This window comes from Sinorhizobium sp. BG8 (assembly GCF_016864555.1).
In the GTDB taxonomy this organism is placed as follows: Bacteria; Pseudomonadota; Alphaproteobacteria; order Rhizobiales; family Rhizobiaceae; genus BG8.
The window spans coordinates 1,838,338-1,859,680 of record NZ_CP044011.1 but is presented as its reverse complement, the minus strand read 5'-3'; the positions used below and the strand labels follow the sequence as shown (position 1 = coordinate 1,859,680).

General features: G+C 63.5%; 17 protein-coding genes, 1 tRNA gene and 2 pseudogenes. 12 read left to right on the top strand and 8 right to left on the bottom strand.

Features of this window, described 5'->3' with window-relative positions:
• The first annotated feature begins 26 nt into the window (after positions 1–26).
• The 3 genes and pseudogenes from F3Y30_RS08580 to F3Y30_RS26285 form a co-directional block, all read left to right on the top strand.
• Positions 27–290 (top strand): hypothetical protein, encoded by a 264-nt coding sequence (locus F3Y30_RS08580; RefSeq protein WP_203426031.1) that lies wholly within the window; start codon positions 27–29, stop codon positions 288–290.
• Positions 291–477: 187 nt separating this feature from the next.
• A pseudogene (locus tag F3Y30_RS26290) lies at positions 478–993 on the top strand (flagellin); the annotation flags it as partial.
• Positions 994–2,112: 1,119 nt separating this feature from the next.
• Positions 2,113–2,337: pseudogene (locus tag F3Y30_RS26285) on the top strand (flagellin); the annotation flags it as partial.
• 11 nt (positions 2,338–2,348) lie between these two features.
• Here the strand turns inward: F3Y30_RS26285 and F3Y30_RS08570 are convergent.
• Positions 2,349–2,423 (bottom strand) — tRNA-Gln (locus tag F3Y30_RS08570).
• Between the two features lie 349 nt (positions 2,424–2,772).
• Between F3Y30_RS08570 and F3Y30_RS08565 the strand changes: the two genes are divergently transcribed.
• Both F3Y30_RS08565 and F3Y30_RS08560 read left to right on the top strand, forming a co-directional pair.
• The gene (locus F3Y30_RS08565) at positions 2,773–3,069 is read left to right on the top strand and encodes a cupin domain-containing protein (RefSeq protein WP_203426029.1); all 297 of its coding nucleotides are present in this window, start codon (positions 2,773–2,775) and stop codon (positions 3,067–3,069) included.
• Positions 3,066–3,983, top strand: coding sequence for an MBL fold metallo-hydrolase (locus tag F3Y30_RS08560; RefSeq protein ID WP_203426028.1), 918 nt, complete (start codon positions 3,066–3,068; stop codon positions 3,981–3,983). Before F3Y30_RS08565 ends, F3Y30_RS08560 begins: the two co-directional genes overlap by 4 nt.
• Before the next feature lie 21 nt (positions 3,984–4,004).
• Here F3Y30_RS08560 and F3Y30_RS08555 read toward each other — a convergent pair whose 3' ends face one another.
• Positions 4,005–4,910: a DUF1499 domain-containing protein gene (locus tag F3Y30_RS08555; protein ID WP_203426536.1), complete on the bottom strand. Its 906-nt coding sequence runs from the start codon at positions 4,908–4,910 to the stop codon at positions 4,005–4,007.
• A gap of 215 nt (positions 4,911–5,125) precedes the next feature.
• On the opposite strand from F3Y30_RS08555, the gene F3Y30_RS08550 reads away from it, so the two are divergent.
• Together F3Y30_RS08550 and F3Y30_RS08545 are read left to right on the top strand one after the other, a co-directional pair.
• Complete coding sequence (locus F3Y30_RS08550; protein WP_246752917.1) at positions 5,126–5,503, top strand: hypothetical protein; 378 nt, start codon at positions 5,126–5,128, stop codon at positions 5,501–5,503.
• A gap of 77 nt (positions 5,504–5,580) precedes the next feature.
• On the top strand, positions 5,581–5,853 hold the full coding sequence (locus F3Y30_RS08545; protein ID WP_246752916.1) for a hypothetical protein: 273 nt from the start codon (positions 5,581–5,583) through the stop codon (positions 5,851–5,853).
• Positions 5,854–5,899: 46 nt separating this feature from the next.
• Here the strand turns inward: F3Y30_RS08545 and ppdK are convergent, their stop codons facing one another.
• A complete protein-coding gene (gene ppdK, locus F3Y30_RS08540; protein WP_203426026.1) occupies positions 5,900–8,566 on the bottom strand; it encodes a pyruvate, phosphate dikinase in 2,667 nt (888 codons plus the stop codon).
• Positions 8,567–8,732: 166 nt separating this feature from the next.
• Between ppdK and F3Y30_RS08535 the strand changes: the two genes are divergently transcribed.
• Entirely contained in the window at positions 8,733–11,018 is a 2,286-nt protein-coding gene (locus F3Y30_RS08535; protein ID WP_203426025.1) for a hypothetical protein, read from the top strand.
• A 6-nt stretch (positions 11,019–11,024) separates the two neighbouring features.
• On the opposite strand, the gene F3Y30_RS08530 is transcribed toward F3Y30_RS08535, so the two are convergent.
• Positions 11,025–11,171, bottom strand: coding sequence for a hypothetical protein (locus F3Y30_RS08530; protein ID WP_203426024.1), 147 nt, complete (start codon positions 11,169–11,171; stop codon positions 11,025–11,027).
• Between the two features lie 168 nt (positions 11,172–11,339).
• Here F3Y30_RS08530 and F3Y30_RS26700 point away from each other — a divergent pair, with 168 nt between their 5' ends.
• Positions 11,340–12,047, top strand: coding sequence for a caspase family protein (locus tag F3Y30_RS26700; RefSeq protein ID WP_348649865.1), 708 nt, complete (start codon positions 11,340–11,342; stop codon positions 12,045–12,047).
• Positions 11,960–13,147, top strand: coding sequence for a peptidoglycan-binding protein (locus tag F3Y30_RS08525; protein ID WP_348649867.1), 1,188 nt, complete (start codon positions 11,960–11,962; stop codon positions 13,145–13,147). The genes F3Y30_RS26700 and F3Y30_RS08525 overlap by 88 nt, the downstream gene beginning before the upstream one ends.
• Positions 13,148–13,154: 7 nt before the next feature.
• Here the strand turns inward: F3Y30_RS08525 and F3Y30_RS08520 are convergent, their stop codons facing one another.
• From F3Y30_RS08520 to F3Y30_RS08510, 3 genes are all read right to left on the bottom strand, one after another.
• Positions 13,155–16,619 carry a chromosome segregation SMC family protein gene (locus F3Y30_RS08520; protein WP_203426022.1) on the bottom strand — a complete coding sequence of 1,155 codons (3,465 nt, stop codon included), beginning with the start codon at positions 16,617–16,619 and terminating at the stop codon, positions 13,155–13,157.
• 81 nt (positions 16,620–16,700) lie between these two features.
• The gene (locus F3Y30_RS08515) at positions 16,701–17,546 is read right to left on the bottom strand and encodes a DsbA family protein (RefSeq protein ID WP_203426021.1); all 846 of its coding nucleotides are present in this window, start codon (positions 17,544–17,546) and stop codon (positions 16,701–16,703) included.
• Between the two features lie 149 nt (positions 17,547–17,695).
• Positions 17,696–18,220: a DUF721 domain-containing protein gene (locus F3Y30_RS08510; protein WP_246752915.1), complete on the bottom strand. Its 525-nt coding sequence runs from the start codon at positions 18,218–18,220 to the stop codon at positions 17,696–17,698.
• A gap of 103 nt (positions 18,221–18,323) precedes the next feature.
• Here F3Y30_RS08510 and mutY point away from each other — a divergent pair, with 103 nt between their 5' ends.
• Positions 18,324–19,406: an A/G-specific adenine glycosylase gene (mutY, locus tag F3Y30_RS08505; RefSeq protein ID WP_203426019.1), complete on the top strand. Its 1,083-nt coding sequence runs from the start codon at positions 18,324–18,326 to the stop codon at positions 19,404–19,406.
• An 11-nt stretch (positions 19,407–19,417) separates the two neighbouring features.
• On the top strand, positions 19,418–20,035 hold the full coding sequence (locus F3Y30_RS08500) for an HAD family phosphatase (RefSeq protein WP_203426018.1): 618 nt from the start codon (positions 19,418–19,420) through the stop codon (positions 20,033–20,035).
• 134 nt (positions 20,036–20,169) lie between these two features.
• On the opposite strand, the gene F3Y30_RS08495 is transcribed toward F3Y30_RS08500, so the two are convergent.
• Positions 20,170–21,297 (bottom strand): site-specific DNA-methyltransferase, encoded by a 1,128-nt coding sequence (locus F3Y30_RS08495; RefSeq protein WP_203426017.1) that lies wholly within the window; start codon positions 21,295–21,297, stop codon positions 20,170–20,172.
• Positions 21,298–21,343: the final 46 nt, after the last annotated feature.

Genomic DNA, 21,343 nt, shown 5'->3' with positions numbered 1-21,343 from the left:
TCCTTGTTTGTTCCATTTCTATATCCATGACCATTACGATCGATACGCTTGGAAAGGCCGCCCGGCACCGGATGCTGGTCGTCGCCACATGCCGCCGCTGCGAACGGCAGGCGAAGTTCATGGCGAGCGACCTCGCCGGAATGTACGGCGCTGGCCGCGACCCGCGCGAACTTCCCTTCAAGTGCCGGGAATGCGGCGTGAGGGACAGCAAGGTGACGGTGATCGAGTTCCCCTTCGACCGCAAACCGGACACCGTGATCTGGCGGCCGGTGAAGGGCGGCGGGGTCTAGAGTGCGTCGCCGGCAATAGGGGATTTCGAATTTCCCCTTTTTCTTTAGATAGTTAGAATATTGGTAGGTACGAGAATTATTCGCTTTCGAGGTATTTTGTTTACCTTCTGTTAACCAAATCCCGGTTGTATCGCCCCATTCCTCTTGCTCATGACGAGCGCCCCATCCTTTGACAATCGGTAATTTCATGACCAGTGTTCTCACCAACGCTGCGGCTACTGCTGCGTTGCAGACCCTTCGCGCGATCGGCTCCGACATGGACGAGGTCCAAAGTCGTGTCAGCTCGGGCTTTCGCGTCCAGACCGCCTCCGACAACTCCGCCTACTGGTCGATCGCAACGACGATGCGTTCCGACAACAAGGCGATTTCTGCGGTGGATGATGCACTTGGGTTGGGAGCCGCGAAGGTCGACGTAACCTACGCCGGAATGGAATCCACAATCGATGTCCTGACCGAGTTCAAAGCAAAGCTCGTCGCGGCTACCGAGGAAGGTGTCGACAAGTCGAAAGTTCAGACGGAGCTGGAACAACTCAAACAGCAGGTCGTTAGCATTGCGGGCTCGGCGAGCTTCAGCGGCCAGAACTGGCTGAACACCGACATAGCTGAAATCTACGACAACGACCTGAACGAGGTTTCCGTCGTGTCTTCGTTCGTTCGCGACGCATCCGGCAGGGTATCAGTCCAAAAAATGGATTTCCACCTTTCGGAGATCGCGCTCTTCAACAGTACAGGGGGCGGATTGCTGCAGGCGGACGCACGTGATGTCAAGACAATTGGCGGAATGCGGTACTTCTCCTCCTCCGAGCCTATTGTCAGTGACGGCACCTTATACTACGGCGACCTGGGTTCAGGATGGATGTATCCCAGGTCGGGAGATGGAAGCGCCGCCAACTTCTATCTGGATGATTTCCCGGTCGGCTCGCCTCTGGATTTCAATATTCCCGGCGCAGAGATCAGCTTCGATATCATACTGGACAAGGAAGCGTCCAATCCCCACAATTTGAGCGGTAGCGCCGCGGCACTGGACGATCTTCCCGGACCTTACTACCCAGGATATTCCAAAACGATCACAATCACCAAAGCGGATGTCGATGCTGTCTATCCTGGCCTGGGCGGTGTCATAACGACCAACACCGAGTTCGCAGCGGTTCTCAATTCCGTACTGAATCCGGAAGGGGCACGTGTGAGTGCTGATTACGGGATGTATGACCCACCAAGCTCCAAGAACTGGGTACACGATCCCGAGAAGATGACAATCAGCACACTGGAGCAGCACGGGGACGGGTCCTACGTGGAGATTGCCAACCTCAGCAGCGTCGGCGTAAGCACAGGCGGCCTCAAGGACTCTTACGCTTTCGGGTCCCGCGGATCGGGCGTGGAACTGAACTTCAGCGAATTCATTGTCCATGAAGACGGTGACAATCTCGACGGCGTGGAGATCAGCTTTACCTTCTCGGTCAACGGAGAACCGGCCACGTCACATTCCTTCGACCGAACCTATGTCAACGAGTTGTTGGGCAAGGATACAGGGAAGGTAGAAACGGCGGAGGAAATGGCAACTCTGCTCCATTCCCTGCTGGATGCAGACTGGCCTGACCTCATTATCGAGGCGACGTCGCCCTCCACCGTCATGGTGAAGTCGGACCCTGCAGTGGATCGCGAGTGGGGAAGTGGCACGCAGATCGAGTTCGATAACATTCGCGTCAGCATCGAGCCGCTATCGACCCTGAACTTTCTGGAAATCAATATCGAGAAAAATCCCGATATGGTCGACACCTACATAGACTATTTGGAAGTCGTTACCGGGAAGATCATCGACGGAGCCGCATCTCTCGGTGCGATCAAGGGACGCATCGACATGCAATCAGAATTCACCAACAAACTTTCGGACAGCATAGACACCGGCGTCGGACGCCTTGTCGATGCCGACATGAATGAAGCCTCCACGCGCCTGCGAGCGCTCGAGACGCAGCAGCAGCTCGCGATCCAGTCGCTCTCGATCGCCAACACGAGCGCCGACGGCATCCTTCAGCTCTATCGTCAATGACCAGTGAGCGGTGGCTGGGGCGCCAGGATTCGAACCTGGGAATGCCGGTACCAAAAACCGGTGCCTTACCGCTTGGCGACGCCCCAACGCAGTGCCGGCAGATTCTTCTGCGGCAAGCGGGAGCCTGATAGCAAAGGTGACCGGGCCGGACAATGCTTAAGTTGCCCAAGGCCGCAATATTTGCGCGGTCATTATCGTCGAATTGGCATGAGCGAGCTCAGCGGCGGCGACCTCGACCCGTTGGCAATCCCTTCCGCTCACTTGGTCCGCGCCTCGTGCTGACCTCCGCGCATTCCCCGTCCCAAGAAAGCGCAGGTTGGCGGCCTCAATTCGATTCCGCTTTCAAGGATGATGCGTTAGGGTTCGGCCGAACGCACGGACCAATGCAAATTGTTGCCGCCGCTTCGTTTCGTAGTCCGCAGCCAGGAATAGCCGATGTCCCAGTTCCGTGCCCGCCCGCCAGCCAACCCGACCGTGCTTCTCGACGACGCTCTCGTGCGCGTCACGCGGTGGGATTTCGAGCCCGGCGCCGATACCGGGCATCACGTGCACGGGCTCGGCTATGTCGTCGTGCCGATGACCGACTGTAATTTTCTCATCGAAGAGGAAGGCGGCGAGCGGCGGGTGACGACGCCCGCGGGCGCCGTCTACCGCCGCGAGGCCGGTGTCGCGCACAATGTGGTCAACGCCGGCGACAGCCCCATGAGCTTCATCGAGATAGAATACAAGTGAAGACGCCCTCCTCCCCGAAGTTCGACCTCGAGTTCAATCCGCATCACGGCGAGGCGGTGCCTGTCGCCGAGCGGATCCAGCGCATCACGGTCAACAATCCCGGCCCGTTCACCTTCCACGGCACGAACAGCTACATCGTCGGCGACCGCTCCGTCGCGGTGATCGATCCCGGTCCGGACGACGAGGCGCACTACCGTGCCTTGATGAAGGCGCTCGAAGGTCGCGAGGTGACCCACATAGCGGTCAGCCACACCCACCGCGACCACTCCCCCCTCGCCCGCCGGCTGAAGGCGCAGACCGGCGCGATCATCGTGGCGGAAGGCCCGCACCGCGCCTCCCGTCCGCTTCACGAGGGCGAGACCAATCCATTCGCCGAGAGTTCCGACACCGAATTCCTTCCCGACGTCGCGCTTTCGCACGGCGAGACCTTTTCCGGCGACGGCTGGTCGATGACCGCACTCCTGACGCCTGGCCACACCGCCAACCATGCCGCCTTTGCGCTCGAAGGCACCGGCATCGTGTTTTCCGCAGACCACGTCATGGCCTGGGCAACGACGATCGTCGCTCCACCGGACGGCTCGATGGCGGAGTACATGGCGTCGCTCGACATGCTGCTCAAGCGGGACGACCGGCTCTACCTGCCGGGCCATGGCGGTCCCGTGCGGGAGCCGGCCTCGTTCCTGCGCGGCCTCAGGACCCACAGAAAGATGCGCGAGCGGGCGATCCTCAAGCGCATCAAGGCCGGAGACCGGCTGATCGCGGACATGGTGAAGGCAATCTACAAGGATACAGACCCCCGCCTCCACGGCGCAGCCGCCCTTTCGGTGCTGTCGCACCTGGAAGACCTCGTAGGTAAAGGTGAAGTGCTGACGGAGGGAGCACCATCGCTGAAGGGCGAATACTTCCCCGTCTGAACGAAATGCGTCCCGCTCCCGTCAGTCTCCGGCGATACCGAGCAGTTCGGCATCCAGCGCCTTGAGATAGGCTTCGGCGAACGCTGCCCCCATTCCGAGATCGTGCGGCCCGTAGCGCGATGCAACGCGGATGTCGACGAGCGTTGTCTCCGCCTCCTCCCGCAGCCGGATCATCACGTCGAAGCGGAAACCGGCTATGAGCGTGCGCCACTCGCCCTGCATCAAGACGTCAGCACTGCGCCCGATCCCATCGGCGGAGGGCAGCGGAGACGGCCGCTGCAGCGGTATCGGCACCTCGCCGATCTCATCGCTTTGCGGCTCCTTGCCCGACCGGTCCACGGCGAGGTCCTCGAGGTCCACGAGGATGTTTTCGAGACCGCTCTCCTCGGTGATGACGATGTCGTTTTCCTCGGCCACCTTGCGCACGCCCTGATAGACGCGGTCGAGAGCGCCGTCGTAACGTCGTCCCGTAAGACCCGGATAGGCCGCGAGCTGCAGCTCGCGATCGCGCGCTGTCGCGTAATCCGGCCGCGGCAGCCAATCCTGTTTGGCGAGCGGAAACTTCAGCCACGGCGGCGCGTCGAGCGTGTCCGTCGTCACGTCGAAGATGGCGGGACGATAGAAATAGGCGTAACCGGCGGCCCCCGCCGCCCCGAGTGGAAGGATCGAGAGCAGGAGCGCAAGGAACGCCGCCTTTCCGCCCTTTGCGCCGACCATCCAGAGGCGCACGAGACCGATCGCCGCCAGAAGCACGGCCACGAAGGACAGAGTCGCGGAAAGGGCTGCGATCGCCAGGAAATGCGGCGTGGTCAGCGGGCCGAAGCGGTGCAGGAGAAGCGAAAGCAGAAACAAGAAAAGCCCGAACAGCGCCAGGCGCCGCGACCAGTAGGCGGCGTAGGAGACCGGTCTTTGGTACTCGATCGCCAGAACCATGCTACCCTCGAACACCCCTGTCTCGATGCACGCCCGCCGCGTCGCGGCCAGAGTCGTATCATCCGAAAAGACAGCCTTGCGCGGCCCGCGTCAAGTTGCAAGCGGGCAATCCCCAAAGAGGCGCACCGGACCGTTTGCGGACGCCTGCCGCAAAAATGCCACGCTCCTTCCCAATTTTGGCAACGTACCGGACAAACAGGAGCATGAGTATGTTGCCTAGCACTGCCGATACCGAGGCGCGTGCGCCGAAAAATGCCGAAGCTCCACTCCCGCTCGAGATGGTCGAGCTGGCCCTTTCGCTGGACGGTTTCAATGCCGGTCCAGAAGGTTTTGCCGACGCCGTACGCGATGCTGCACGCAGCGTCGGCGGCGACTTCCTCTTCGACCTTCCGGCCTCGGACCTTGCCGACGACTGCCAGAGGATTGCGGCGTTGCGCATTCCTGACGTCGACGGCCAGGGCCTTCAGATCGTGTTCGCCCTGCTCGACAAAAGCGCAACGGCGATCCGGATTGAGGATCCCGGCGAGCGGACGGAAGGTCTGAAGCGCTTCGCAGAAGCCTTCGTCGGTGTCTTGCAGCACATGTAGGCGCTTGCGGTCACGGCCGTCTTCGCAGTAATGCAGTGCTCGATCAATATCCGTCGCTCTCGCCCCGAGATACGAGCATGAACGCGCCGAAAACGATTGCCCTTGCCGCCATGGCCCTGCTGCTGGCTTCATGCCAAACGATGACGCCCGAGGAACGCCGGGCGGCCGACGAGCAAACGTGCCGTTCCTACGGCTTCCGCCGCGGGACGGATGCGTTTGCCGACTGCCTCCAGCGCATCGACCTCAATCGCGACGCGGATTCCCGCGCCTTCCGCTATGGCGATCCCTACTGGGGCTGGGGTGCACCCGGCTACTATGGCGGCGGCCCGACCGTCGTCTACCGGCGCTAGAGGGCGCTGGGGTTAACCGCAACGCGCCCTAGCTCTTCTCCCGCCCCTACTTGCAGCCGTTGAAGGCGGCCTGCGCGGCTGCAAGCCGTGCGATCGGCACGCGGAAGGGCGAACAGGAAACGTAGTCGAGCCCCGCGTCCTCGCAGAAATGGATCGAGGCCGGATCGCCGCCATGCTCGCCACAGATGCCGAGCTTGAGGGTGCCGCGCGTCTTGCGTCCTCGTTCCGCGGCGATGCGGATCAGCTCGCCAACGCCATCGAAATCGAGCTGTACGAAGGGATCGCGCTCGACGATGCCTTTCTGCAGGTAGGTCGAGAGAAACGCGGACGCATCGTCGCGCGAGATCCCGAACGTCGTCTGCGTAAGGTCATTGGTTCCGAAGGAGAAGAACTCCGCCGATTCCGCAATGACATGGGCGCGCAGGGCCGCGCGCGGAAGCTCGATCATGGTGCCGACGAGGTAGTCGATCGTCACACCAGCCTCGCCCATAACCTCCTTCGCCACCGCCTCGATGCGCTCCTTGACGAAATCGAGCTCGGCCTTGAGACCGACCAACGGCACCATGATCTCCGGTTCCACCGGCGCGCCCGTCTCGGCAGCCGCCTGGCACGCCGCCTCGAATATGGCGCGCACCTGCATCTCCGCGATCTCGGGATAGGAGATCGCCAGCCGGCAGCCGCGGTGGCCGAGCATGGGGTTGAATTCGTGCAGGGCATCCACCCGCTGCCTCAGCGAGGATTCGTCTATCGACAGTATCCCGGCGACTTCCGAGATCTCCTCGTCGGTCTTCGGCAGGAATTCGTGCAGCGGCGGATCGAGGAGCCGGATCGTCACGGGCAGGCCGTGCATGATCTCGAACAGCTCGACGAAATCGGAGCGCTGCATCGGCAGGAGCTTGGCGAGCGAGGCGCGGCGCCCCGCCTCGTCCTCTGCAAGAATCATCTCGCGCATGACGTTGATGCGCCCGCCTTCGAAGAACATGTGCTCTGTGCGGCAGAGACCAATGCCTTCCGCCCCGAAGGAGCGCGCGGCGCGGGCATCGGCAGGCGTTTCGGCATTGGTCCTGACCTTCATGCGACGGGTCTGGTCCGCCCATTGCATGATGCGGCCGAAATCCCCGGAAAGCTCGGGCTGCGACATCTCTATCGCGCCCTTCAGCACCTGGCCCGACGAACCGTCGATGGTGATTACATCGCCCTTCCTGAGCGTGACGGCGTGCGAGATCAACAGCTCATTGCGCAAGTCCACCCGGATGGTGCCGGCACCGGACACGCAAGGCTTGCCCATGCCGCGGGCGACAACGGCCGCGTGGCTCGTCATGCCGCCGCGCGTGGTCAGAATCCCCTCGGCGGCATGCATGCCATGGATGTCCTCGGGGCTCGTCTCCACACGCACGAGGATGACTTTGCGCCCCTCCTCCTGCGCATGGACCGCTTCTTCGGAGGTAAAGACGATTTCGCCCGTCGCCGCACCCGGCGAAGCCGGGAGACCGGAGCCGATGACATCACGCCGTGCCTTAGGATCAATGGTCGGGTGCAGCAGCTGGTCGAGCGAGGCCGGGTCTATGCGCGACACTGCCTCCGCTTCGGTGATCAGCCCCTCTTCGGCCATTTCGACCGCGATCTTGAGTGCCGCCTTGGCCGTACGCTTGCCCGAACGGGTCTGCAGCATCCAGAGCTTTCCGCGCTCGATGGTGAATTCCAGGTCCTGCATGTCGCGGTAGTGTCCCTCGAGACGGGCGCAGATCTGCTGGAACTCGCCGAAGGCGTCCGGCATCAGCTTTTCGAGCGACGGCCGGTCCGAGCCGGACGCAATGCGCGCCTGCTCGGTAATGTTCTGCGGGGTGCGGATGCCCGCGACCACGTCCTCGCCCTGGGCATTGACGAGGAACTCGCCATAGAGCTCCCTCTCCCCGGTCGAGGGGTTGCGAGTAAAGGCAACGCCCGTCGCCGACGAGTTTCCGAGGTTGCCGAACACCATGGCCTGGACGTTGACCGCCGTGCCCCAGCTCGCGGGAATGTTGTGGAGATGGCGATAGGTCACGGCACGAGCGTTCATCCAGCTCGCGAAGACGGCGCCGATCGCGCCCCAGAGCTGGACCTCCGGGTCCTGTGGAAAGGCTTCCCCGAGCTCGTCCTGGATGATTTCCTTGTAGCGTGCGATGACATGCTGCCATTCGACGGCCGAGAGCTCCGTATCCTGCTCGTGGCCGAGGCGGGCCTTCTCGTCTTCCAGGATCTCCTCGAAGACCTCGTGATCGAGCCCCATGACCACGTCCGCGTACATCTGGATAAAGCGGCGGTAGCTGTCCCAGGCGAAGCGAGCATCACCCGCGTCGTGACCGAGGGCCTGCACGGTGCTGTCGTTGAGGCCGAGGTTCAGGACCGTATCCATCATTCCGGGCATCGAGGCGCGCGCGCCGGAACGGACGGACAGGAGCAACGGCCGGCTGGTATCGCCGAAGTTGCGGCCGGTAATCTCCTCCATGCGGCGCAGGCCTTGGAGCACCTCGTCCTTCAAGGCATCGGGAATGACGCGCCCACTGTCGTAATAATGAGCACAGGCTTTGGTAACGATGGTCAGGCCGGGGGGAACCGGCAGGCCGAGATTGCACATCTCCGCCAGGTTTGCCCCCTTGCCCCCGAGAAGATCGCGGTCACCAGCATTCCCCTCGGCGTTTCCTCCGCCGAAGGTGTACACCCACTTCTGCATCGCAATTCTCCACCCAAAACCTCTCCGCTAAAAGATTTAACGCATCTCGGCGGGGATGAAAATGCACTCGCCGCCGGAATTTGCTGCGTCGCACAAAATTACAACCGTTGACGGCGGCGAAAAGGCTTGCTTTCCTCAACCTGCGGCATCTGTCGGAGGCCCTGGCATGCGTATTGCTCTGCTTGTCGCATTCTCGATTGCGAGCTTCCTGGGGTCCGCCGCGCAGGCGGCCGAACTCCGCCTTACCTGGAGCGTGGTCCAGCCGTTCCGGCTGCTGCGCTTCGAATCCGACCAAAAGATTCATGAATGGGCATTGGCCGATATCATGGCCGACGCCACGATCACCGACAAGGACGCGAACCTCGTATCGGAGCTGGAGAAGCGCCTCAACAGTCCTTCCTGGTGGCAGAAGAAACCGCCAGGGAGCACCAAGACCTACGTCCAGCTCTTCGACGAACTGCGCGCAGCCGATCCGAACCGCACCCCCATCCGCTTCGATCCACGCCTTGGATGGGCATCCATGCTCAGGAACGAGCCCGGAAACGCCCCGATCAAGGGAACGTGCTGGGACGCGGTATCCAAGACCTACAGGGGATGCAGGAGCGACATCGGCCAGATCAATGGTGACGACGACTACGTCTTCCCGAAGCGCCACCTGGTCCAGATCGCCGTGGAGACGAAGAACGGCACCGACTGGCAACCGCTCACGGGTCAATGCAGGCTGGAACTCGCCACCCCGCCGAATGCTGGGTTCGGACTGGTCACGGAAAAGATCGGGATCGAGCCAGAGAAACGCGTTCTGGTGGCCGAGGATTGCAGCAAGCCGGTGTTCCTCAGGGCGGAGTACGGAGCGAGCTACGAGCTCTCCGCCGCCGCGAGTGCGGCCCCGACGCCGGCTGCCGCCACGATCGCGGTGCGCGACCTCCTGATCGTCGGCATCGGGGATTCCTTCGGTTCCGGTGAAGGGAACCCGGAACTGCCCGTTACCCTCGACAGGGAACGGGCCCGCTCGCCCTATGTCGGGATTTCCGATACGACGATCACGACGACGCGGCCCGGCCTCAACATCCCGACGCGCAAGCTGAACCAGTCGGGACAGCGCGTCGCCGAGGATACACAGGCGCGATGGCTCGACCCGCAGTGCCATCGCTCGATCTACAGTGCGCAGGCCCGGGCAGCGCTCGCACTCGCGCTCCACGGCCAGCGCCACCATGCGGTGACCTTTGTCTCCTATGCCTGTTCCGGCGCCGAAGTCACCGACGGAGTTTTCTGGCCGCAGGACCATCGCGAGTGCGGCCCCAATACCGCGCTCGCCAACCGGTTCTTCCAGCCGCAGATCAGCGGCGTGGTCGATTCCCTGACGGGCGGCCAGTTCGGGCTGTCTGCCTTCGCCGCCACGGTGCCGCAGTCGGACCGGTTCGTGCGGGAGATCCAGATGGTCCAGGCCTCCGGCTGGGCCCCCTACCGGGACAAGAAGAAACTCTGCCCGACATGGCCGGGTGGCAACGCCTTCAAGCGCAGTCCACAACTGAAGACCGGTCAGTTCCGCAGGCCGATCGACCTCCTCTTCGTCAGCATCGGCGGAAACGACATCGGCTTCGCGCCGCTCGTCTCCAAGGTCGTCGTCAATTCCGGCCTGCTCAACGTTCCCATTCCCGGCGTGACCGAACTTGCCGTGCAGGCCTTCCAGTCCGCGGCGAACGCGATAGACAGGCAGGAGGCGGAACGCCGGATCGACCGGGACCTCGATCCGCGGTTCGCCCTTCTTTCAAGCGCCATCCAATCCAAGCTGGAGATCGAGACGGAACGGTCGGGCATCGCTCCTGCGAGCCGTGTCATCCTGACGGCCTACCCGCGCCTCGCAAACAAGACGGCCACCGATTTCTGCGGCGGCGGAAATCGCGGCCTGAACGTCTCGACACTTTTGAGCGTCAAGGCGCAGTCTGAGGTGAGACCGGGCGACGTGACGCCGGCCATTGCCGATGCGGTTACGCGGAAACTCAATGGCAAGCTGCGCAGCATCGCGACGGCGAACGGGTGGACCTTCGTCGACGGCCATGTCGAAAAGTTCAAGCCTCACGGTTTCTGCGCCACGGGATCATCCGTCTCCGACGCCGCCGCACCGACAGCCGAGATCCTCGATTTGCCGAACCGGGACAACGCGGGATGGAAGCGCTTCGGGACGACAGCCTACAACCCCGCAACCGATTTCTACCCCTATGCCATGCGGGAGCGCTGGGTCAGAACCTTCAACGATTCCTACCTCCTTGCCTTTTACTTCAAGACAAAGATCACGGAGGAGCTCATCGGCGGGGCGAACGGCCGGGTCTACACCGCGTCACGCGCGCTCGGCGGCCCCATACATCCGACCGCCGAGGGCCACGCCCATATCGCCGACGGCATATACACCAGTGCCGTGAAGGTGCTCTTCGAGAACGGCGAGCCGCGCTGATGCGGCTCAGTTCTCCTGAATAGACAAGCCGTCCTTGCCGATCTGTATCTCGACGCCATCCGGCTTCTTTTCTTCCTGGTAGGCATAGTAGGAAAAGCCGGCGACCACCACGATGAGTGCGCCGATGATCATGTAGAGAGCATTCCTGTTCATGCAGTATCTCCGCCTGGCCCGACGATCGGCGCCAAAAACAGGCGTGTAAGTCGCCGAAGGCGGATTTTGTTCCATCGGACCAGAAAGATACCGCGACACCGTCTATTGGACGGCTTGAATATTGCGCCCGCGGAGCGCGTCATGGGTGTGATGCTTCCGGGGGCGAAAATGAAGACGGGATCCGCATTCATCCTTCTAAGCGTGCTTTGCCTGTCGGCCATGCTGGCCTTCCTTCCGAACCGCGCCGATGCGCAGGAGAACGGAAACAAGCTCGCGCTCGTCGTCGGCAACTCGGACTACGCATCGGTGGGCGCGCTCCCGAACGCCAAACGGGACGCGCAGGCATTCCACGCCTTCCTGCTGGCCCAGAAGTTTCAATCGACGCTGCTTGTCGACACGGACCGGAAGACCCTTGCGGAGGCGCTTGGGCAGTTCGTCCGGCGGATCGGCCCGGAGGACACGGCCCTGTTCTATTTCGCCGGCCACGGCATGCAGCTTCGCGGCGAGAATTTCCTGCTCGGAACCGAGGCCGCGCTCGCAAGCGAATTCGATGTGCCCGGCGAGACGCTGGCGCTCTCCGAGGTCATCAGCGCAATGGAACGGCGGGCAAAGGTCTCGCTCCTCTTCATCGACGCCTGCCGCGACAATCCCCTGGCGAACAGGCTGAATGCCGAGGTCGAGGGTGCCTCACGCGGAGCGGCAACCCGGGACTTGCGCCGATCAGGTCCAGCGGTTCGGGCACGATGGTCGCCTTTGCCGCAGCACCCGGTCAGGTCGCGCTCGACGGTATCGGCGATCATTCGCCCTTCACCAAGGCCCTCATTGGCAATCTGGCGGCGCCCGGCCTCGAAGTCGGCACCGCGTTCAAGCGGGTGATCCGCCAGGTGCGCAGCGAGACGAAAGACCGCCAGTCACCGCAACTGCTCTCCTCGCTGGTGCTGGAGTTCTATTTCGGGCCGGAGAAAGCCGCTATTCCCGAAGAGAAGGCGCCTGAAGTGATCGACCCTGTCGCGATCGAGGCCGAGGCGGATTTCCGCAAGGCGCTTCGCATCAATACCGCGAGGACATGGAAGCAGTTCGTCGCCAAGCACCGCTCGAGCGAGCAGGCCGTGCTCGCCCGCCAGTTCCTCCAGCAGATGCAGCCGGCGGGCAGCACCATAACGCCGACGGCCCAGGAGAAGGAAAGCCGGTTCGTCACGAGCCCGCAGAAGAGGAAGGAGATCCAGATCGCCCTCGCCGCCAAAGGCATCACGTCCGGAACAGCGGACGGGGCTTTTGGAAGCCAGACACGGCAGGCCATCACAGCATTCCAGCGTTCGGTCGGTCTCCCCGGTACCGGCTTCGTGAACGAGGAGACGGCCGACCGGCTCGGAGTCTCTCTCAACTGGCGAGAGGACGGTATCTATTCTTCCACGAATGCCCGTCGTTACGATCCCGAGGACTTTTCCGGCCTGGAGACCGACCCCGTCGTCCTCAAGGCCCTGGCATGTGCCCCTCGAAGTCCCAAGGTTTTCGGCTCCTTCTCGGGACATCTCTACATCGTGGTACAGCACATCATGGCCGTGCATATGATCGCCGACGAGTTGGCGAAGAAATGCGGCGGCTATCTTGCCGTCATTACGTCGAAGGCGGAGAACGAGTTCGTCGCGTCATTGATGAACGGCGACCAGAGCTTCTTCCACATGGGCTTCGATGTTTCCGAAAGCACCGGATACAAGATGGGATCGTGGATCGGTCTGGTTCAGGATGAGGGCGGCCGCGAACCGAGAAGCGGGTGGCGCTGGCAGAACGGGCAGCCGCTTGCATATGGAAACTGGAACTCGGGCAAGCCAAACGAGCACAAGAAAGGCGACGATTTCGCAATGTACTTTGACGAGCGGCGCGGCCAGAAGGACATGAAATCGGTTCGCGTCTTGACCTGGGACGACATGGGGCCTGGAGACGCCACGAATTCTTACGTCGTAGAACTCGAATAGACCCGCGTCACACCGCCTCGCGCAGCTGCTCGGCGGTCTGGAGATCGACGGATACGAGCTGCGAAACCCCCTGCTCCGACATGGTGACGCCGAAGAGGCGGTTCATGCGCGCCATGGTGATGGGGTTGTGGGTGATGATGATGAAACGCGTTTCCGTCGACAGCGCCATCTCGTCCATGAGGTTGCAGTAGCGCTCGACATTGTGGTCGTCGAGCGGTGCATCCACCTCGTCGAGCACGCAGATCGGCGCCGGATTGGTGAGGAAGACGGCAAAGATCAGCGCCATAGCCGTCAGCGCCTGCTCGCCGCCGGAGAGGAGCGTCATGGTCTGCGGTTTCTTGCCCGGCGGGCGGGCCAGGATCTCGAGACCGGCATCGAGCGGGTCGTCGCTTTCGATCAGCTGGAGTTCGGCCGTGCCGCCGCCGAAGAGATGGGTGAACAGGCGCTGGAACTGGACGTTGACCACGTCGAAGGCGGCCAGCAGCCTCTCGCGCCCCTCGCGGTTCAGGCTCTGAATCGCCGAACGCAGCTTGCGCACCGCCTCGATGATGTCTTCCCGCTCGGTCACGAGCGCGCGGAGCTTCTCGGAGAGTTCGCTCTGCTCTTCTTCGGCGCGCAGGTTGACGGCGCCCAGGCGCTCGCGTTCGACCTTGAACCTGTCGAGGTCTATCTCGGTATCGCGTGGATCGGGAAGCGGCCGATCTGCCGGGTGTTCGGTCAGGCGCAGCGCCTCGTGCGGAGCGCAATGGAGCGCCTCGCGGATGCGGCCCTCGCTTTCGACGCGCCGTTCGCGGGCGGAGACGAGCCGCTCTTCCGCACGGCCCCGCTTCTCGCGCGATTCGGCAAGCTGAGACAGCGCGGTTGCGGCGGAATGGTCGGCGGCCCGCTGGCGGTTTTCGGCTTCCTGCAACTCGTCGGCCGCGTGCCGGCGAGCCTCTTCCGCCCGCGAGAGGTCGCTCATGAGCGCCCGCCGCTTGTCGTCGATCTCGTCCGGTGCCTCGGCGATCTCCTCCGCCTCGGCATGAGCTTCCGCCTCGCGCTCGCGAAGCGTCTCAATGTGTTTCTCCGCGTTGGAGGCACGCTCAACCCAGGTCTCGCGCTCGGCCGCAATGGCGGCAAGCCGACGGCGACGGTCCCCCATCTCGCGGGCGAGGCCATCGTGCTGGGCGCGGGCCTCGGCAAGTGCCGCCCGGTCCGTCGCCACCTCGGCCGCCTGCGTCTTCAGGGCGAGGTCGAGCTCGGCCACGTCAGGCGCATCCTCGAGTGCTGCCTGCGCATCCTCCAGGCTCGCGGCCGTTTCCTCGACCTGCTGCTCCAGTTGTGCCTTCGTTTCGGCGAGCACGGCACGGCGGCGAACCAGCTCGCCCGAAGCCCTCTCCGCCGCATCCAGCGCCTCGCGGGCTTCGGCCAGCGCGCGAACAGCGGCCTTCTGGCGATCGCGCGCCATCTGGTGACGTTCGGTCTCGGCACGAATGGCGTCCCCGGCACGCCGGAGATCCTCCTCGGCGCGCGAGAGGCTCTCCCTTGCCGTTTCCAGTTCGGCCTCAAGCTCGTTGAGGCGGTTGCGCTGCGCAAGACGCAGGGCCGATGCACTCGGGGCATCCGCTCCGGTGACGTGTCCGTCCCAACGGAAGACGGCGCCCTCCAGCGTCACCAGACGCTGGCCGGACTTCAGGCCGGGCTGCAGGGCAAGCGCATCCTCGACGGTTCCGACAATGCCGACCTGCCGCAGTCGCCGCGTTAGCACGTCCGGCGCCCGCACGCGCTCGATCAGAGCAGGCACGCCGGCCGGCAGGACGGGATCGGCGGAAGCATCTACGCCGTCGCGCCAGTAGACGGGCGCTGCCGGATCCACCGGCGAGTCGAGATCGTCGCCGAGTGCCGCACCAAGGGCGGTCTCGAACCCACGGTCCACTTCAATTCCATCGAGGACCGGTGCGAAGGTTCCGCCCGCAGCACCCGCCTCCAGCATCCGCCGGATAGTCCGCGCCTCCGTCTCGATGCTGCCGACAACCGACCGGGCAGCCTCGACGGGCGCGCGTGCCGCGACCTCGATGGTGCGCGCCTCTTCCAGCGCCTCCTCGATCTGGACGACCAGGGCGGCGGCCGCCTCCACGGTCTCTTCCGACCGCTCGACGCCTGCGCGCTTTTCTTCAGGGTCAGGCAGGGCGCCGATGCGGCTGTCGATCGCCTCTAGCTCGCGGGCCTGCCCCTCCAGCTGTTGCGACAGCCGCATATGGCGGTCCTGCAGATCGCGGATTGCCTTTTCCAACTGATTTCGCCCGGCCTGCGCCTCGGCGCGCTCCGCCGTGATCGTGCCGAGAAGCTGCTCGCTTGCTGCAAGGCGCTCGGACGTGGCGTCCAGAGCCTCACGCGCAGTCTGCGCGCGCTCGTCCGCCGCCTCGAGAACCTCGGCGATCTCCGCTTCCTCGCCATCGAGCCGTTCAAGAACGGCTGCATTGTCAGCGACCATGCGTTCCTCGCGGCGGATGTCCTCGGCGAGTTGCGCCAGCCGCCTCGAGAGTTCATCGCGCCGGCGCAGAAGGCGGGCCGCGTCCTCCTCGAGCTGCGCGCGGGCAATTTGCAGGCGCTGGAGGGCGGCTGCAAGCTTGCTCTCGTTCTCACGCAGTTCCGGCAGCTTCAGGCTGGCGACCGCCTGGTCCTTGGCTGCCTCCATCTGGGCCTGTGCCCGCTCGGCAACGAGCGAGGTCGCCTGGTTGAGCTGGCTCTCCGCCTCGCCCTCGGCCTCCTTCGCCTGAACCCAGCGGATGTGCAGCAGCATCGCCTCGCGGCGGCGGATCTCGGCCGAAAGCGTCTTGAAGCGGTTCGCCTGGCGCGACTGCCGCTTCAGGCTCTCGATCTGGCTTTCCAGCTGGGAGGTGACGTCGTCGAGGCGTTCGAGATTGGTTTCGGCGGCGCGAAGGCGCAGTTCGGCTTCGTGGCGGCGGGAATGAAGGCCGGAAATGCCGGCGGCCTCTTCGAGAAGCTGGCGGCGCGCCTGCGGCTTGGCCTGGATCAGTTCGCCGATACGCCCCTGCCCGACCATCGAAGGCGAGCGTGCACCGGTCGAGGCGTCGGCGAAGAGCAGCTGGACATCCTTGGCGCGGGCTTCCTTGCCGTTGATGCGGTAGATCGACCCGGATTCGCGCTCGATGCGGCGGCTTACCTGGATCTCGTCGGCATCGTTGAAGGCGGCGGGCGCCGTGCGGTCGGAATTGTCGAGGTAGAGGCCGACTTCCGCGGTGTTGCGCGCGGGCCGGTTCGCGGATCCCGAAAAGATCACGTCGTCCATGCCGGATGCGCGCATGTTCTTGTAGGAGTTTTCCCCCATCACCCAGCGCAGCGCTTCGACGAGGTTGGACTTGCCGCAGCCATTGGGGCCGACGACGCCCGTCAGGCCGCGCTCGATGATGAATTCCGTCGGCTCGACGAAGGACTTGAAACCGAGAAGGCGGAGCTTGTTGAACTTCATGTTCCCGCTCTCCCTACGCGAAGGGAGCAGGAAACGGGCGCGCGACCTCTGCCGGCGCCCGTCAGCCAAGCTGCGGGAAGACTAGAGCATGCTGTCGATAAGGGCCGACATGCTGTCAACCGACATCTCTCCGGAATAGCGCTGGCCGTTGATGAGGAAGGTCGGCGTTGCGGCGATGCCGAATTCATTGCCGCCCTTTTCTCGTACCGCGTTCACATCATCCAGAAGTTTCTGGTTCGTCAAGCACGCCTCGAAGCTCTCCTGTGTAAAACCGGCAAGTTTCGACATCTGAAGCAGCGCCTCGCGCCCGTCCTGTGCCGCCGCCCAGGTTTCCTGCTGCTTGAACAGCATGGAGACCATCGGGAAGAACTGGCCTTCCGGTGCGCAACGCGCCAGCATGATCGCGGCCGCAGCGCGCTGGTCGAGCGGGAATTCGCGCAGGATGAAGCGCGCCTTGCCGCTGTCGACGTACTTCGTCTTGATCGCCTCGAAGGTCTCGTTGTGGAAGCGCGCGCAGTGCGGGCAGGTCATCGACATGTACTCGACGATCGTGACCGGCGCGTTGGCCTGGCCGATGGCCATTTCCGGCAGCGGGCCGGGCTCCAGTACCTTCGCCATATCGACGCTGCCCTGGGAGGTCGGCATCTCTACGTTGGCAGGCGTTGCAGCAGGTGCCTGCGCGGTCTCGGTCGCCGCAGCCGCGGGTTTCTCGGCCGGCTGGCTGGTCGCCGTTTCAGCCGGAGTGGTTTCGGCAGGCTTGGTCTCAGCAGGTTTCGTCTCGGCGCTTTCCGTCGCGGTCTGGCTTGTCTCGGGAGCCTTGGCGGTCTCCTTCTTCTCGTCGCTGCATGCGGCAAGCGTCACGGCGAGAGCCGCAACGGCAACGCCCGCAAGAAGACGCTTCACGGGGCTCATTTCGGAAAGGGACATGGTCTCTCCTGTCAGGATGATTGTAGAGTTGCGGTCTGGTCACCCGATATACCGGCTTCGGGGCAGTAACAAGCTCGTGCAACACCATGTTCTTCAAAGAAATGTGACCGATTGGTGTTGGGGCACCGGCGTTTTCCGGCCGGATGCTCTCAGAAGGACTGGCGCCGCTTCGTCTTGGCTCCGAGAACGGCCGTTCCGAGGCGTTTCAGCGCATCGCGCAGGGCGTCTCCCTCGATGCCTTCCACGAGCTCGTCGAGATGGCGCGCGGCCTCGCCGGTCAAAGGCTTCGGCTTCGGCTTGTGGCGCGACTGAGGCGTCACAGGCTTCTGCACGATCTTCATTTGCCGGATTGCCGGAAAACCGAAGAAGCCGTTTATGCGCTGGATCACCTCGCCCTGCTGGTGAGTGAAGAAAAGGGCTCGCGCCCCCTCGCAGGCGACGGTCAGCACGCCCGGCTGGTAGCCGCCGTCCTCTCCCGACATCTCGGAAGCGCGGCGCGGCCAGGTGATGCGCTCCGGCCTTGTGCATTCGGCAAAATCGACACCGACGATCTCGTCCCATGAACCGAGCAGCATCGTGTTGATGCCAGCGCGGCGCGCCAGCACGGGATCGATGAGGCCATTGGCAACTTCACTGATCTGGACGACGCCTTTTCGCACGAAACCGGAACTCACACGCATACTCCTGGCAAATACTCGCTTGCCCACGTGCGAATCGGCTTGAACTACCGCGCGCGGTTCGCCAGTTATAACCGCTCATCTCCCGGCTAGGCAAATCATGACGAAATCGCCACCGGAGGCGTCGCTGTCCCGCCTCCTTCTCGACTGGTACGACCGGCATCACCGCGACCTGCCCTGGCGAATAAGTCCGCCGATGGCCGAGCGTGGCGTACGAGCAGATCCCTACCGCGTATGGCTCTCGGAAGTGATGCTGCAGCAGACGACCGTACAGGCCGTCCGGTCCTACTTCGCACTCTTCACGGCGCGATGGCCGACGGTCCGCGACCTTGCCGACGCCGAGACCGAGGATGTCATGAAGGCCTGGGCGGGGCTCGGCTACTACGCACGGGCGCGCAATCTCAAGAAATGCGCGGAGAGCGTTGCCCTCGAGCATGGCGGACACTTCCCCGACACGGAAGATGGCCTGAAGCAACTGCCCGGCATCGGCGACTATACCGCCGCCGCAATCGCCGCCATCGCCTTCAACCGCCGGAGTGCGGTGCTCGATGGCAATGTCGAGCGGGTCATATCCAGGCTCTACGCGATCGACACCCCCCTGCCCGCGGCCAAGCCGGAAATGCGCAGGCTCGTGGCGGCGCTTACACCGGACGACCGGCCAGGCGACTTCGCCCAGGGCATGATGGACCTCGGCGCGACGATCTGCACGCCAAAGCGCCCGGCCTGCGCGCTCTGTCCGTTCCGTGACCATTGTCGGGCGCTCGCGGAACGCGACCCGGAGCATTTTCCGATCAAGGCCGCCAAGAAGGACAAGCCGCTCCGTCTCGGAGCCGCCTTCGTCGCCATCGACGAAACAGGGGCGATCTTCCTGCGCAAGCGCGCAGACAAGGGCCTGCTTGCGGGGATGACCGAGGTTCCGGGCAGTTCCTGGACGGCGCGGCAGGATGGCCGGACAGGAACCGACGCGGGACCATTTGCAGCGGAGTGGAAGGGCTGCGGCGCGGTCACCCATGTCTTCACCCATTTCGAGCTGAGGCTGAGCGTCTTCCGTTCGACCATCCCGCGCGACACGGCGACCGGCACGGGCTGGTGGGAACCCCGCGAGACGCTCGGCGAACAGGCGCTGCCGACTGTCATGAAGAAGGCAATAAAGCAGGCGATACCTGACGCCTTCGAAAGGTGAGAAAGAGAATCATGAGCAACAGCGAAATCCGCCACATCGTCTTCGACATCGGCAAGGTGCTGATCCACTACGATCCCAACATCCCCTTCTCGCGGATCATCCCCGACGAGGCGGAGCGGCAGTGGTTCTTCGCCAATGTCTGTACCCATGAGTGGAACCTGGAGCAGGACCGAGGCCGCCCGTGGGACGAGGCGGAAGAACTGCTGATCGCCGAATTTCCCGATCGGACCGACCACATCCGCGCCTTCCGCGGCCATTGGCACGAAATGGTTTCGCACGCCTATGACGGCAGCGTGGCGATCTTCGAAACGCTGATCGACGAGGGCCGGGACGTGACGATGCTCACCAACTTCGCGGCAGACACCTTTCGGGAAGCGCGCAAGATCTTTCCCTTCCTCAACCTGCCGCGTGGCGTGACGGTTTCCGGCGAAATCGGCATGATCAAGCCGGACGCGGCGATCTATGAGAAACACACGCGCGATTTCGCGCTCGCACCCGCCCATACACTCTTCATCGACGACAGCATTGCCAACGTGCAGGCCGCCCGCGCCTTCGGCTGGAACGCCGTCCATTTCACTGAACCGGAGAAGCTGAAGAGTGATCTGGCGTCACATGGAATAGCGGCCTGAAGGCCGCCGCCCCGGGCGGCCGGGGCTGAAATGAAATACGCCCGGAGCCATAGGCTCCGGGCGTATGAGCTCTCCCCGGGACTGAAGGTACGAAACCGGAAAAAGCTTTGACCTGACCTGGTTAGACTGGTTGATCAGTCGAGTTTTGCCAAGTCACTTCTTATGACCGACCGCAATGCATCGATAGGCTTCAGGGACTGCCCATCTTCGTAGTGCCAGAAGGTCCAACCGTTGCAGGCGTCGAGGTTCTGGACCTTCGCGCCGAGACGATGGATGGAGCCGGCGTCGCCGCCGGATGCAAGTGTTCCGTCCGCACGCACGATGGCGCTGTAGCGGCGCTTCTCGTCGGTCAGCACGGTGCCGGGCTTCAGGAGCCCGCTTTCGACAAGGGTGTTGAACGCCACGCGGGGTTCCGCCTTCTTGCCCGACAATACCGACAGCGTCGCCTTGCCGAGCGGCTCGACGGCATCGATGCGCTCTCGCGCCGCGTCGATGTAGCTCTGCTCGCGCTCGATGCCGACGAAATGGCGGCCGAGGCGCTTGGCGACAGCGCCGGTCGTGCCGGAACCGAAGAACGGGTCGAGCACGACGTCGCCGGGCTTGGACGATGCCATGAGCACGCGGGCGAGAAGCGCTTCCGGCTTCTGCGTCGGATGGACCTTCTTGCCGTCCTCGCCCTTCAGGCGCTCGCCGCCGCTGCAGATCGGGAACAGCCAGTCGGACCGCATCTGCACGTCGTCGTTGGCGGCCTTCATCGCATCGTAGTTGAAGGTGTAGCCCTTGGCCTTAGGATCGCGGCTTGCCCAGATCATCGTCTCGTGGGCGTTCTGGAACCGGCGTCCCTTGAAGTTCGGCATCGGATTGGTCTTGCGCCAGATGATGTCGTTCAGGATCCAGAAGTTGAGGTCCTGAAGCGTCGCGCCGACGCGGAAGATGTTGTGATAGGAGCCGATGACCCAGATCGTGCCGGCCGGCTTGAGGACGCGGCGGCAGGCAAGCAGCCAGGCACGGGTGAAGGCGTCATAGGCCCCGAAGGAGGCGAACTGGTCCCACTCGTCGTCGACAGCATCGACGAGCGACTGGTCCGGACGCGTGAGCGCGCCGCCGAGTTGCAGATTGTATGGCGGGTCCGCGAAGATGACGTCGACGGACTGGTCCGGCAGCGCCTCGAGAGCTGCAACGCAGTCTCCCTTGATGATGGTGTCGAGCCAGCCGATCTGGCGGGACGAACGGACGTCTGCAAGCGAAAGAACAGATGGCATGGGTTACTCGCTGATACGCTTACTCGGAACGGATTTCATGCTGTCA